The 12,748-nt window shown below is 69.9% G+C and carries 15 protein-coding genes; 5 read left to right on the plus strand and 10 right to left on the minus strand.

The genetic code is table 11. The features are described from left to right. The first annotated feature begins 69 nt into the window (after positions 1 to 69). Entirely contained in the window at positions 70 to 744 is a 675-nt protein-coding gene (locus DKG75_RS19330; RefSeq protein WP_166646279.1) for a TetR/AcrR family transcriptional regulator, read from the plus strand. Here the strand turns inward: DKG75_RS19330 and DKG75_RS19335 are convergent. Both DKG75_RS19335 and DKG75_RS19340 read right to left on the minus strand, forming a co-directional pair. Continuing rightward, the gene (locus DKG75_RS19335; RefSeq protein ID WP_109922795.1) at positions 702 to 1,379 is read right to left on the minus strand and encodes a class I SAM-dependent methyltransferase; all 678 of its coding nucleotides are present in this window, start codon (positions 1,377 to 1,379) and stop codon (positions 702 to 704) included. The two genes, DKG75_RS19330 and DKG75_RS19335, sit on opposite strands and share 43 nt — an antisense overlap. Positions 1,380 to 1,728: 349 nt before the next feature. Continuing rightward, complete coding sequence (locus tag DKG75_RS19340; protein WP_109922796.1) at positions 1,729 to 2,400, minus strand: SDR family oxidoreductase; 672 nt, start codon at positions 2,398 to 2,400, stop codon at positions 1,729 to 1,731. Positions 2,401 to 2,480: 80 nt separating this feature from the next. Here DKG75_RS19340 and DKG75_RS19345 point away from each other — a divergent pair, with 80 nt between their 5' ends. The 4 genes from DKG75_RS19345 (at position 2,481) to DKG75_RS19360 (ending at position 5,484) form a co-directional block, all read left to right on the plus strand. Beyond that, positions 2,481 to 3,230 carry a TerB family tellurite resistance protein gene (locus DKG75_RS19345; protein WP_109922797.1) on the plus strand — a complete coding sequence of 250 codons (750 nt, stop codon included), beginning with the start codon at positions 2,481 to 2,483 and terminating at the stop codon, positions 3,228 to 3,230. Positions 3,231 to 3,314: 84 nt separating this feature from the next. After that, complete coding sequence (locus tag DKG75_RS19350; RefSeq protein ID WP_109922798.1) at positions 3,315 to 3,686, plus strand: YciI family protein; 372 nt, start codon at positions 3,315 to 3,317, stop codon at positions 3,684 to 3,686. Next, on the plus strand, positions 3,683 to 4,948 hold the full coding sequence (locus DKG75_RS19355) for an RNA polymerase sigma factor (protein WP_109922799.1): 1,266 nt from the start codon (positions 3,683 to 3,685) through the stop codon (positions 4,946 to 4,948). Before DKG75_RS19350 ends, DKG75_RS19355 begins: the two co-directional genes overlap by 4 nt. Positions 4,949 to 5,019: 71 nt before the next feature. Further along, complete coding sequence (locus tag DKG75_RS19360) at positions 5,020 to 5,484, plus strand: SRPBCC family protein (protein ID WP_109922800.1); 465 nt, start codon at positions 5,020 to 5,022, stop codon at positions 5,482 to 5,484. Here DKG75_RS19360 and DKG75_RS19365 read toward each other — a convergent pair. The 8 genes from DKG75_RS19365 to DKG75_RS19395 form a co-directional block, all read right to left on the minus strand. After that, positions 5,454 to 6,866 carry an FAD/NAD(P)-binding protein gene (locus DKG75_RS19365; RefSeq protein ID WP_208111894.1) on the minus strand — a complete coding sequence of 471 codons (1,413 nt, stop codon included), beginning with the start codon at positions 6,864 to 6,866 and terminating at the stop codon, positions 5,454 to 5,456. The two genes, DKG75_RS19360 and DKG75_RS19365, sit on opposite strands and share 31 nt — an antisense overlap. A 1-nt stretch (position 6,867) precedes the next feature. Next, positions 6,868 to 7,635, minus strand: a complete 768-nt coding sequence (locus tag DKG75_RS19370) for an ABC transporter ATP-binding protein (protein WP_109922802.1) — start codon at positions 7,633 to 7,635, stop codon at positions 6,868 to 6,870. Continuing rightward, the gene (locus tag DKG75_RS19375; RefSeq protein ID WP_109922803.1) at positions 7,635 to 8,444 is read right to left on the minus strand and encodes an ABC transporter permease; all 810 of its coding nucleotides are present in this window, start codon (positions 8,442 to 8,444) and stop codon (positions 7,635 to 7,637) included. Before DKG75_RS19375 ends, DKG75_RS19370 begins: the two co-directional genes overlap by 1 nt. A gap of 11 nt (positions 8,445 to 8,455) precedes the next feature. Beyond that, the gene (locus DKG75_RS19380; protein ID WP_109922804.1) at positions 8,456 to 9,445 is read right to left on the minus strand and encodes an aliphatic sulfonate ABC transporter substrate-binding protein; all 990 of its coding nucleotides are present in this window, start codon (positions 9,443 to 9,445) and stop codon (positions 8,456 to 8,458) included. 146 nt (positions 9,446 to 9,591) lie between these two features. Next, positions 9,592 to 10,776: an FMNH2-dependent alkanesulfonate monooxygenase gene (gene ssuD, locus DKG75_RS19385; protein ID WP_109922805.1), complete on the minus strand. Its 1,185-nt coding sequence runs from the start codon at positions 10,774 to 10,776 to the stop codon at positions 9,592 to 9,594. A 145-nt stretch (positions 10,777 to 10,921) separates the two neighbouring features. Next, positions 10,922 to 11,065, minus strand: coding sequence for a hypothetical protein (locus tag DKG75_RS23070; protein WP_166646280.1), 144 nt, complete (start codon positions 11,063 to 11,065; stop codon positions 10,922 to 10,924). Positions 11,066 to 11,130: 65 nt separating this feature from the next. Further along, positions 11,131 to 11,718, minus strand: coding sequence for a DUF1989 domain-containing protein (locus DKG75_RS19390; RefSeq protein WP_109922806.1), 588 nt, complete (start codon positions 11,716 to 11,718; stop codon positions 11,131 to 11,133). 86 nt (positions 11,719 to 11,804) lie between these two features. Beyond that, the gene (locus tag DKG75_RS19395; RefSeq protein WP_109922807.1) at positions 11,805 to 12,746 is read right to left on the minus strand and encodes a CE1 family esterase; all 942 of its coding nucleotides are present in this window, start codon (positions 12,744 to 12,746) and stop codon (positions 11,805 to 11,807) included. Positions 12,747 to 12,748 lie beyond the last annotated feature (2 nt).

A 12,748-nucleotide genomic window follows, 5' to 3' on the forward strand; every position in this document is an offset into this window, starting at 1 on the left:
GGTAGTTTCTGCTTACATTCTTGTCAATAGATGGGGTCGGAGTCCGGCCCGTCAATAGGGGTTGTTTCGATGACGAGTGCGGTTGGCGCGAAACGGGTCCGCCGGACCTCGGAAGAGGCGCGGCGGCAGATCCTGGACGCCGCCGAGGCGCGGCTGACCAGCCTCGGCCCGGAAGGGCTGCGGCTGCAGGATATCGGCCGCGACGTCGGCCTGTCGCATTCGGCGATCCTGCACCACTTCGAAAGCCGGGACGGGCTGGTGCGGGCGCTGGCGCTGCGCGCGACCGAACAGTTGAAGCGCGACGTGCTGGCCGCCCTGGCCCCGCCCGCGGGCGGCGGGCCCGAGGCCACGGTGATCATGCAGAAAGTGTTCGAGGTCCTGTCCGAGCGCGGCTATGCCCGCCTCGCCGCTTGGCTGACGCTGGAACACGGCCACGACAACCGGCGCTTTTCGGAACAGATGATCGCGGAACTGATCCGGGTCATCCACGACATGCGCGTCGCCTATGCCGGGGAGGAGGGCAAGCCGGTGCCGGCGGAGGAGGACACGGCCAACATCGTCCTGCTCGTCGCCAGTGCCGCCTATGGCGACGGCATCATGGGCCAGACCCTGCGCCTTGCCGCCGGCCGCGACGGCTCGCCCGAGGCGCGCAGCCGCTTCCGCGCCTGGTTCGGCCGCCTGATCGAAGGCCATATGGATCATTACGGCGAGGGCGACGCCCCGGCCGACGCCAGCCAGCCCTGAAAGCCGAGCGCCTGGAAGAACGGCCGGGCCTCGGCAAAGCCGGCGGCCGCCAGCAGGGCCGAGACCCGCGCCGGCGTGACCGGCTGCCAGACCCGGCGGCGCCAGTCCGCGGCCCGTTCGACCACCTCGGCGGCGACGCCCCGGTCCAGCAGCCAGCGGTCGTAGCTGCCGGCGGGCAGGCCGGCCTCGGCATAATCCGTCAGCAGCAGGGGGGCGCCGGGCCGCATGCGGCGCCCGAGGTCGGCGACGAAACCGGCCTTGGCGCCATCGTCGGGCAGGAAATGGAGGACGAGGGCGCTGACCGCCGCGTCATGCGCGGCCGGCGGCGCATCCGCCAGCAGGGCTTCGACGAAATCGACCCGGGGCCCGAGGCCGGCCGCCGCCACCTTGGCGCGGGCGCCCTCCAGCATGGCGGCGGAAGGCTCGACCGCGGTGAAGCGCCAGCCCGGGCCCGCCGCCGCCAGCCGCAGCAATTCGCTGCCCGTGCCGCAGCCGGCCAGCAATACCCGGGCTTCGGCCGGAAAGCATTGGCGGGCCAGGGCGACGATCAAGTCGAGCGCGAGATCGTAGCCGGGCGCCATGCGGCGGATGCGGTCGTCGTAATCCTCGGCGGCGGCGGCGGTAAAAGCGGTCATGAGGCATTTCCGGGTTGGGGCGTCCAGCACAGGCTGAACCTTGCCACAGCGGCAAGGTCAAGGCGGCAGGCCTACAGTAAAAAAGGATCACCCGGAAATGGAACGGGGCGCTCCCACAAGGAGACGCCCCGTTTTTCACCATTCGCGCCTGTGTGACTGTGGTGCTAGGGGGTGCCTAGACAAGTCCGACGACCAGCGCCATCAGAAAGGTGAAGACGACACCGGTGAGGAGGTGGTTTGCAGTCATTGCACCCTTTCCATTTCTCTTCGGTGAGGTGAGTTGATGGTTACGCAGAATCCGGAACTTGAAAACCCGAAATCGTCGCTGCGGCGCACCGCCGGGTGGCGCTCACCAGGGCAGGGTTTTTCCTTCCGGATTCAGGAACTTGCCGCTGTCCTTTAAGGTCAGGCCTGCAATGGTGCGGCGCATGGCGGCGACACTTTCTTCGACCGAGAGCGGCGCCTGGTCGCCGCCCATGGCGGTGCGCACCCAGCCGGGGCTGAGGGCGACGACCGTGATCTGCCGGGGGGCGAGGTCGCGGGCCAGCGACCGCACCACCATGTTCACCGCCGCCTTGGACGAGCGGTAGACATAGTCGCCGCCGCTGCGGTTGTCTTCGATCGAGGCGAGGCCGCTGCTGATCGTGACCAGGGTGCCGCGGCCCCGCGCCAGGGGATCGGCCAGGGCTTCGCCGACGTAATAGGGGGCGAGGGTGTTCAGGCGCAGCACCGCCATCCACGCCTCGGCATCGATCGGGCCGAGGTCCTGGGCCCCGGGGCCCCAGTCGCCGGCATTGTTGACGACGAGGTCGAGCTTTTCCTCGGCGAAGCGGGTGCGCAGGGTCGCGATCGCCTTGCGGTCGGTGATGTCCAATGCGTGGATCTCGACGCCGGCAAGGCCGGCCAGCGCGGCGCCGTTCCGGGTCACCGCATGGACGCGCCAGCCGGCGGCGGCATAATGTTCGGCGAAGCCGCGGCCGAGGCCCCGGCTGGCGCCGGTGATCAGCATAACTCCGGTCATCTTGTCCTCTTGCGTTGCGGCAGCCCCGCCCGACACCATCTAATGCACAGACTTATCGCAAACGGGGCAATCGGCAAGGCATGGCCATCTGGGGCAAGATCATCGGCAGCGCGGCGGGCTTCGCGCTCGGCGGGCCGATCGGGGCACTCTTGGGCGGTCTCGCCGGCCATGCGGTCGACACTATCGCCGAGGCCGGCCAGGCCGTCCCCCGGCGCGACGGCGACGCCAATGCCCAGACCCGGCGGGTCGCCTTCGTCGTCGGCGTCATCGTGCTCGGGGCCAAGATGGCCAAGGCGGACGGCCGTGTCACCCAGGACGAGATCCGCGCCTTCCGCGAAGTCTTCCACGTGCCGGAAAGCGAGATCAGCCATGTCGCCCGCATCTTCGACAAGGCGAAGGAGGATGCCGCCGGTTTCGAGCCCTATGCCGCCCAGATCAAGGCGGTGATGGGCGACGACATGGTGGTGCTCGAAGAACTTTTGGACGGGCTGTTCCACATCGCCAAGGCGGACGCGGTCATCCATCAGGCGGAAATCACCTTCATCGAGGACGTCGCGCACATCTTCGGCTTTTCCGAGGCGGCCTTCGCCTCGATCCGCGCCGCCCATCTGGGCCCCGACCGCAGCGATCCCTATACGGTCCTCGGCGTCAGCCGCGACATGGAGGTGGCCGCCCTCAAGGCCGCCTACCGGAAGCTGGTGCGCGAGCATCACCCGGACCTGCTGGTCGCCAAGGGCATGCCGGAGGAATTCATCGCGGTGGCGACCGAGCGCCTGGCCCGGATCAATGCCGCCTGGGACCGGATCGCCCGGGAGCGCGGCCTGACCTGACGGATTTCGCCTGACGGATTTTTTCCGGCCTCCTGTCGGCATCCGGCATACTGCGCCGTCCTCGGACCGGAAGGAGTTGCCGCCATGCTCTATGCCATTCTCTGCTATCACGAGGAAGACGTCGTCTGGTCCTGGAGCAAGGAACAGGACGAGGCGGTCATGGCCCGCCTGGCCGAGGTCCAGGGGCCGCTGATCGCCGCGGGCAAGATGGGGCCCTCGCTTCGCCTGCTGCCGACGACGGCGGCGACCACGCTGAGGAAGAGCCAGGAGCCGGCCCTGGTCATGGACGGGCCCTTCGCCGAGACCAAGGAACAATTGCTCGGCTTCTACGTGATCGAGGTCGAGGACCTGAAGGAGGCCCTGGCGATCGCCCGCGATCTCGCCTCGGCCAATCCGGGCGGGGCCTATGAACTGCGGCCGATCGGCCTCTACAATCCCGACCGGCGGGGGGCATGAGCGAGGTCGGCGGTCTCGACGGCGCCTGGATCGAGGGCGCCCTGCTGGCGGCCCGGCCCCGGGCGGTGGGCGCCTTGCTGCGCTATTTCCGCGATCTGGACCTTGCCGAGGAAGCCTATCAGGACGCCTGCCTGCGCGCCTTGAAGACCTGGCCGGCGAAAGGGCCGCCGCGCGATCCCGCCGCCTGGCTGATCCTGGTCGGGCGCAATGCCGCCCTCGACGGCTTGCGCCGGCGCGCCCGCCAGCAGCCCCTGCCGCCGGAAGAGGTGCTTTCCGACCTCGACGATGCCGAGGCGCCGCTGGCCGAGCGGCTGGACGAGTCCCAATACCGGGACGACGTGCTGCGCCTGCTCTTCATCTGCTGCCACAAGGACTTGCCGAATACCCAGCAGGTGGCGCTGGCATTGCGCATCGTCGCCGGTCTCACCGTGCCGCAGATCGCCCGCGCCTTCCTGGTGTCCGAGGCGGCGATGGAACAGCGCATCACCCGGGCGAAGGCGCGGGTCGGGCGGGCGAACATCCCCTTCGCGGCGCCCGACGCCAACGAGCGCGCGGCGCGGCTGTTCGCCGTCGGCACCATGATCTACCTGATCTTCAACGAGGGCTATTCGGCAAGCGACGGCGATTACCGCCAGCGCCTGTGCGCCGATGCCATCCGCCTCGGGCGCCTGCTGCTGCGCCTGTTCCCGGCCGAGGCGGAAGTGATGGGGCTGGTCGCCCTGATGCTGTTGCAGCATTCGCGGCATGCCGCCCGCTTCGATGCCGCGGGCGAGGTCGTCCTGCTCGACGAACAGGAGCGCACCCGCTGGGACCCGAAGCTGATCGCCGAGGGGCTGGCCCTGGTCGAGAAAGCCCTGCGCCACCGCGCCCCCGGGCCCTATCAGCTGCAGGCGGCGATCGCGGCCCTGCATGCCCGGGCCGCGCGGCCGGAAGACACCGACTGGGCCCGGATCGACCTGCTCTATGCCGTGCTCGAACGGGTGCAGCCGTCGCCGGTGGTGACCCTCAACCGGGCGGTGGCGGTCTCGAAGGCGCGGGGGCCGGCGGCCGCCCTGGCCATGGTCGAGCCGCTGGGCGCCTCGCTTGCCGGCTATTTCCACTTTCACGGGCTGCGGGGGGCGCTGCTCTGGCAACTGGGCCGGGGGAACGAGGCGAAGACCGCCTTCGACAAGGCGATCGCCCTTGCCCATAGTGCCGCCGAGGCGGCGCATATCCGCCGCAACCTGGACCGGCTGATGGCGGGGGCGGCGGCGCCCCGGTGATTTTGCGCTGCCTGTCGGATCGGGGCGTGCCGTTGCGTGCCTGGGACAGGCAATCGAGAAAGGTGAAGACGATGGCGACCGGTGACCGGGATCTGGTGCTCAGCCGCCTGCTGAAGGCGCGGCGGGAAAATATCTATCGCGCCTGGACCGAACCGGAGCTGCTGAAGCGCTGGTTCACGCCGGCGCCCTATTCGACCATCCATGCCGAACTGGACGTCGCCCCAGGCGGCGCCAACCTGGTGATCATGGCCGATCCGGACGGCACGCCCCTGCCGCCCAACCGGGGCGTCTATCTCGAAGTGGTGCGGAACGAGCGCCTGGTCTTCACCGACGCCTATGTCAGCGCCTGGGAACCGGCGGAAAAGCCGTTCATGACCGTGACCCTCACCCTGGCCGACGAGGCGGGCGGGACCCGCTACATTGCAAGGGTCAGCCATTGGACCGTGGAAGACCGCAAGATGCACGAGGACATGGGCTTCCACGCGGGCTGGGGCAAGGCGACCGATCAGCTGGAGGCGCTGGCCGCCAGCCTTTGAGTGCCGGTGGCGGCCCAGGCGGCGACATGGTCGGCGACGCGGGCGGCATGGAGCGAGACCTGGGGCAGGCCCATCAATTCGCCCCAGGCGGCGCGGGCGAGCGGCCCCGCGACCAGAAGGCGGGCGTTGGGCCGGCCCCGGGCATCGAGGGCGCGGTCGTCCCGGTCGGTGGCGAGGCCGAGGCCCAGGGCGTCGCCGGCGATCAGCCCGGCGTCGGCAAGGCTTTGCAGCGCGGGACTGGTGGCGATCACGCTGCCGTGGCCGGGCCCGGTGGCGACCACCAGGGCGTCGCCCTTCAGGGACAGGCGCCCGTTGCCGCGCGCCACCTCGAGTTCGATCCCGGGCCGCGCCGCCGCCAGATGGCCGGTGACGAGGCGGAAGCGCCCGGCGGCCCGGGCGCGCTCGATCGCCGCCTCGGCCTGGGGGGCGACGCGGTAGCGGTGGACATCCCAGAAGGGACGTAGGAAGCGCAGCAGCCGGCCCTGTTCGGCCAGGGGCAGGTGCTGCCAGATCTCCTGCGCATCGCTGCGCACGGCATCGAGCACGGCCTGCCAGGGCTGGTCCTCGGCCGCGGCGGCGCGGACGGTGGCGCGGATCCGGCGCAGCAGGTGCAGGGCGCTGTGCGAGGGCGGCGCCGTGAACTGGCCGAAGCGTTCCACCGGGCGTGCGACATGGCCGCGCGACAGCAGGCCCCGGCGCGAGACGGCGGTGATCGGCCCGCGGTGGCCCTGGAGTTCCAGCGAGGCGACGATATCCGCCATGGTCAGGCCGGTGCCGACGATCAGCACCGCGGCTTCGGGCGGGATGGCGGCCAGCGCCGCCGGCGCCCACGGATCGGCGACATAGCCGGGCGCGCCGTCGAGGGCGGCGAGGAGCGCCGGCGGGGCCGGCGGCGGATGGCTGGCGGCAAGGACGATGAGATCGGCCGTCACGATGTCGCCGCTGCCGAGCGTGATGCGATAGGTGCCGCCGGCCTCGGCGATCGCGAGCGCCCGGTCGCGGTGGTGGCGGAAGGCGATGTCGGGGCGGGCGGCCAGCGCTGCCGCCAGGGTTTCGCCGACATAGCGGCCGAACAATTCGCGGCGCGGGAAGACGCGGCCGTCCGGCAGGGCGGCATCGGCATCGACATCGGCCTGGCGTTGCAGCCAGCGGTCGAAATGGTCTTCCTGGTCGGGATAGACCGACATGCGCGTCGAGGGGACGTTGATGCGATGGGCCGGGTCGGCGGTGCCATAGGCGACGCCGCGGCCGAGGTCGGTGCGGGGCTCGACGATATCGATGGCGACGGGCCCCCGGGCCTTGCCGGCAAGCTGGGCGGCGAAGGCGGCGCCGGTGAAGCCGCCGCCGATCACGGCGACGCGGGGCGTTTGGAAATGGCTCATGTTACTCCGCCGCCTCGGCGCGGGCATCGTCGTGGGTGACGCCCAGCGACTGGTCGAGGGCGCGGCGCAGGCCGCGCTTCACCTGTTCGAAAGCCGCGGAGTCGCGGTCGCGCGGGCGGGCGAGGTCGATGTCGATCACGGTGTCGATGCGGCCGGGGCGCGGACGCAGCACGACCACCCGGTCGGCCAGGACCAGGGTTTCCTCGATGTCGTGGGTGACCAGGATCAGGGTCGGGCGGTGATAGGACCAGAGCGTGGCCAGATGGTCCTGCAAGCCGGCGCGGGTCAGGGCGTCGAGGGCGGAGAAGGGTTCGTCCAGCAGCAGCACCCGGGGATTGGCGATCAGCGAGCGGGCCAGCGAGACGCGCTGCGCCATGCCGCCGGACAATTCGCGCGGCCAGCGGTGGCCGGCGCCGGCCAGGCCGACGCGGGCCAGTTCCGCCTCGACCAGCCGGGCGCGCTCGGCCTTGGGCAGGTGGCGAAGGCCGAAGCCGACATTGTCCGCGACCCGGGCCCAGGGGAACAGGCGGGGTTCCTGGAAGACCACGCCCACCGCCTCATGCGGGCGGGTGATCGGCGTGCCGTCCAGGATGGCATCGCCGGCACTCGGCCGGTCCAGGCCGGCGACGAGGCGCAGCAAGGTGCTCTTGCCGCAGCCCGAGCCGCCGAGGACGGCGACGATCTCGCCCTCGGCGATCGAAAGGTCGATCCCCCGCAGCGCTTCGGTGCCGTCGGGATAGGTCTTGCCGAGGCCGGACAGGGTCAGCATTACGCAACTCCACCAAAAGCATCCTGCCAGCGCAGGAAGGGCGCGGTCACCGCCACCACCAGACCGTCCGTCAGCTTGCCGAGCAGGGCGAAGACGATGATGGCGGCCAGGATCTGGTCGGGCTTGCCCAATTGTTGCCCATCGACCAGCAGATAGCCAAGCCCCTCCGACGCCCCCATGATCTCGGCCGCGACCACGAACATCCAGCCGAGGCCGAGGCCGGTGCGCAGCGCCAGGATGGTGGCGGGCAAGATCGCCGGCAGCAGCACCCGGCCGACCAGTTCCAGCCCCTTCAGGCGGAACACGCGGCCGACTTCGACGATGCGGCGATCGACCGAGAGGATGGCGCCGGAGACGCCCAGATAGACCGGAAAGAGCACGCCGATGGCGATCAGCGCGATCTTCGATTCCTCGAAGATGCCGAGCCAGAGGATGAACAGCGGCACCCAGGCCAGCGACGGAATGGCGCGCAAGCCCTGCAACGAGGGATCGACCAAGTACCGGAACAGGCGGGAATAGCCGGCCGCGGCGCCGATTGCGATGCCGGCCGCCGCTCCCAGGGCGAAACCGGCCGCGACCCGGCCGAGGGTGGCGAGGACATGGGCCGACAATTCGCCGCTCGCCGCCAGGTCCCACAGGGTGGCGGCGATGCGGCTGGGCGGCGGCAGCAGCCGCCCGGAGGCGAGGCCGGCCGCCACCGCCGCCTCCCACCCCGCGCCGAGGAGGAGCGGCAGCGCCAGCGCCAGAACCCAGGGGGTTACGGCCAGGCGCCGGGGCGGGGCGGGAAGCGGCAGGTCGAGGCTGGCCATGGTCGCGGTCCTCAGCCGGCGGCGGTGTTGAAGTCCTCGACCAGCAGGGCGCCGGTCACGGCCTTTACGTCGACATCGGCCTTGACCACGCCCGCTTCCTGAAGGGCGAGGCCGGCGGCCAGGATGGTGTCGCGCTGGGCCTGGCCGATGCGGCTGTTCGAGAGGTCGGTGCGTTCGCCGAGCTGGCGGGCGATCACCGGCTCGGGCAGCTTGGCGACGGCGACCAGGGCCGCGGTCACTTCCGCCGGGTTGGCGATCGCATATTGCCGGGCCTTCTCGTAGACGGCGAGGACGCGGCGGACGATCGCCGGCTGTTCGGCGGCGAAGGTCTCCGGCGTGTTGAGGACACCATAGGTGTTCCAGTCGGGCTTGCGGAAGAACAGGGTGGCGCCGTCGTCGACCTCGGCCGCGGCCATGATCGGGTCGAGGCCGGCCCAGGCATCGACATCGCCGCGGATCAGCGCCGCCTTGCCGTCGCCGTGCTGGAGCAGGACGAGCTTCACGTCCGCTTCCTTGAGGCCGGCCTCGGCCAGCGCCCGGATCAGGAAGATATGGGGATCGGTGCCGCGGGTGACGGCGACCCGCTTGCCCTTGAGGTCGGCCGGCGCGGCGATGCCCGTGTCCTTGCGGGTGACGAGCGCGGTCCATTCCGGCTTGGAATAGACATAGACCGATTTCACCGGATTGCCGTTGATGCGGGCGATCAGGGCGGCGGCCCCGGCGGAGGAGCCGAAATGCAGCGAACCGGCATTGAGGAATTCCAGCGCCTTGTTGGAGCCGAGCGACTGCACCCAGCGGATGTTGGTGCCGTCGGCCTTGAATTCCTCTTCCAGCCAGCCCTTATCCTTGAGCAGGAGGCTGACCGGGTTATAGGTCGCGAAATCGATGCGGATCTCGTCCAGCCCGGCGGCGCGGGCGCCGCGGACGAAGGGAACGGCCAGGGCGCCGGCGGCGATCCCGGCGAGCAGCTGGCGGCGGTTGGCGTGAATGCGTTTGGTCATGGCGGCCCTCGATCGGCAATAGTCAGGTATTCGCGGGTTGTGCCCGCGTGGCGGTGTTTCGGTCATGGGATGGGGTGGGTTCCCCCCGGGGAGGGGGACCCGCCCGGATCAGCTACATCGCCGGCGGCGGAACGGCGCGGGCATGGTCACGACTGCGACGCCCGGCGGACTTCCTGCGGGCGGATATCGTTGGCGATGGTTTCGCCGAAGGGGCCGGTGTTGACGCCGGCGCTGCCGGTCGCCGGCGCATCATGGGCCAGCGGCAGCAGGGGGAACACCAGTTCGGCGAAACGATAGGCTTCCTCGAGGTGCGGGTAGCCGGAGAGGACGAAACTGTCGATGCCGATCGCCATATATTCCTTGATGCGCGCGGCCACGGTTTCCGGATCGCCGACCAGGGCGGTGCCGGCGCCGCCGCGCACCAGGCCGACCCCGGCCCAGAGGTTGGGGCTGACTTCGAGCTTGTCGCGCTGGCCGCCGTGCAGCGCCGACATGCGGCGCTGGCCTTCGGAATCCATGCGCGAGAAAATCTTCTGGGCCGAGGCGATGGTGGCTTCGTCGACATGGGAAATCAGCTGGTCCGCCGCCGCCCAGGCTTCCGCCGTGGTTTCGCGCACGATGACGTGGAGGCGGATGCCGAAGCTGACCTTGCGCCCCTCGGCATCGGCCAGCGCCTTCACCGTGCTGATCTTTTCCGCGACGGCGGCGGGCGGTTCGCCCCAGGTCAGATATTTGTCGACGGTTTCCGCCGCCACCTGGTTGGCCTCGGGCGAGGAGCCGCCGAAATAGAGCGGGGGACCGCCGGCCTGGACCGGCGGGAACAGGAGCTGCGCCCCTTCGACCTGGATGTGCTTGCCGTGGAAATCCACCGTCTCGCCCGCCAGCAGGCGCTTGTAGACGTTCAGGAATTCGCGCGTCACTTCATAGCGTTCGGCATGGGACAGGAAAATGCCGTCGCCCTTGTTCTCGACCGGGTCGCCGCCGGTCACCACATTGATCAGGGCGCGGCCGCTGGACAGGCGGTCCAGCGTCGCGGTCATGCGGGCGGCCAGGGTCGGCGGCTGCAGCCCGGGACGGACGGCGACCAGATAGCGCAGGCGCTTCGTCACCGGCACCATGGCAGAGGCGACCAGCCAGCTGTCCTCGCAGCTCTTGCCGGTGGGGATCAGGACGCCGTAATAGCCGAGCCGGTCCGCCGCCTGGGCGATCTGGGTCAGATAGTCGAGATCGACGGCCCGCCCACCCTTGCCGGTGCCAAGGTAGCGGCCGTCGCCATGGGTCGGCAGGAACCAGAAGACGTTGGCCTGGTCCTGGGGTGCGACCTTACTCATTTATACAATCTCCCCACGGGAATTGCAGAATATTTCCGTTGTCCATAGTTGTTTCACAATTTGGTGTGAATCAAGATCTTGGAATACATATTTATTGTGTTGATTATGGGCAAGGGAATGCCCCGGCCGGAGCCGGGGCAGGGCCTTACTTCGGGGTTTCGACCTTCACCCCCTCGGACCCGATCTCGATCGAGAGGGTGTTCTGGTCCTTCTCGTAGGTCTTATAGGCAAAGAAGCCGCCGACGCCGGCGAGCACGATGATGATGCCGATCAGGACACCGCGGGACATGCCGCTCTCCTCTTTTGTTGTGACCATGAAGAGAATACGGCGAAGCGGCCCGGGTTCCAGCCGTCTCAGACGACGGCGTAATGGACCTCTGTCGGGGCCATGCCGTTCACCGGCGTGATGTCCATGGGGCAGGCGGACATGACGGCGATACAGTCCATCTCGGCCCTGAAGGCGACATGGTCGCCGGGCCGCGAGACGGGGGCGACGAAGGCGAGGCTGCCGTCGGGCCCGACCGGCACATTCATGAACAGGTTGAAGGGGGCGGGGCATTCCGGCGCCTCCGCCCCGGCGCGGCGCAGGGCGTCGAACAGATTGTCGGTGCAATTGTCGTGGGGGCCGGTGCAGCCCAATTCCCGGTAGCGATGGCTGTCGCAGGCGGCGATCACCGTATCGTGGATGCCGGGCGAGGTATCCTCGACGAAGGCGAGGATGGGGCGGCGCCGGTTGGTGACCAGAAGATCGCCGGGCCGCGGGATCAGGCGCAGCAGGCGGGTGTGGCAATGTTCCATGGACATGAATTCGCGCGGGTCGGCCTCGGCGAAGGCCCAGAAATCGACCACCTGGTTGCCGTGGGTATTGATCACCTTCAGCACCTCGCCGCGCTTCAGCCGCACCGCCAGGCCCTGCCGGGCCGGAACCACGCCTGCGATCATCGCCGCCCTCCCATCCGTTGCCGGAAAAGGCTAGGCGAGGGCGGGGCGCGGTGCTTTCCGAAGTTTCAAAGCGTGGTTTTACACCATCAGCGCCGCTGGTCGCCGAAGAAGGACCAGAGCAGGCTGCCGGTATCGACATCCATGTTGACCCCGCCGAGCATGCGCCCGAGCACCGGGCCGAGGGCGAGGCCCGGCGTCACATGCCCGCCGTTGTGGACGATGTATTGGACGGCGCTGCGCGCGCCCGGGCAGGGGTGGGTCTTGCGCTCGACCCAGGAACCGTCGCCGGGGTCGAGGTCGGGCAGGCGGTCGCGCAGCGTTTCGCGGGCGCAGCCGGCCCGGGCGGCGAAGAACAGGAAGGTCTCGTCCGCCGACAGCAGGGCCGGCTGTTCCTCGCCCCGGCGGACCGTTCCCGCCGGCTGGCCGGCGAAGGGGATGACGGAATCGCTGGTGCCGTTCAGCGACAGCCAGGGCGTGGGCGCGGCCTTGCAGGCACCGACCGCGGCCGCCGGCAGGTTCGAGATCAGATTGGCGCCGGCCTTCAACTGGAAGCGGCCGGAACAGGCGAAAGCCATGGCCATGAAGCCGCCGTTGGAAACCCCGGCCATGAACACGGTCCGGGGATCGCCGCCGTCGCGGCGGGCGACGTCGTCGATCACGGCAAGCAGAAAGCCGATGTCGTCCGCCGTCGAGGGCGGCCCGGCGGCGATGGTGGCGCCCCGGCCGTCGTTCCAGTGGCGGTCGAGACCGTTGGGGGCGACCAGGATGAAGCCCTCGCGCCGGGCGATGGTCGCGAGGCTGGTCTGCTTCCAGATCTGCCGCGCCTCCTGGGTGCCGCCGTGCAGGAGGATGACCACGGGCCGGGGGCCCCGGCCGGGCAGGGGCTGGACCAGATAGTCGCGGGGGCCATCCGCCGTCGCCAGGGTGCGGCGGGTGGCTTCGGCGGGGTCGCCCTTGTCGGGGAAATCGCCGGCCCGGGCCGGCAGCGCCAGCCCGATCAGGAAAAGAACGAGGCTGGCGATGCGCATGG

It is taken from the genome of Zavarzinia compransoris (assembly GCF_003173055.1).
GTDB classification, from domain to species: Bacteria; Pseudomonadota; Alphaproteobacteria; order Zavarziniales; family Zavarziniaceae; genus Zavarzinia; species Zavarzinia compransoris.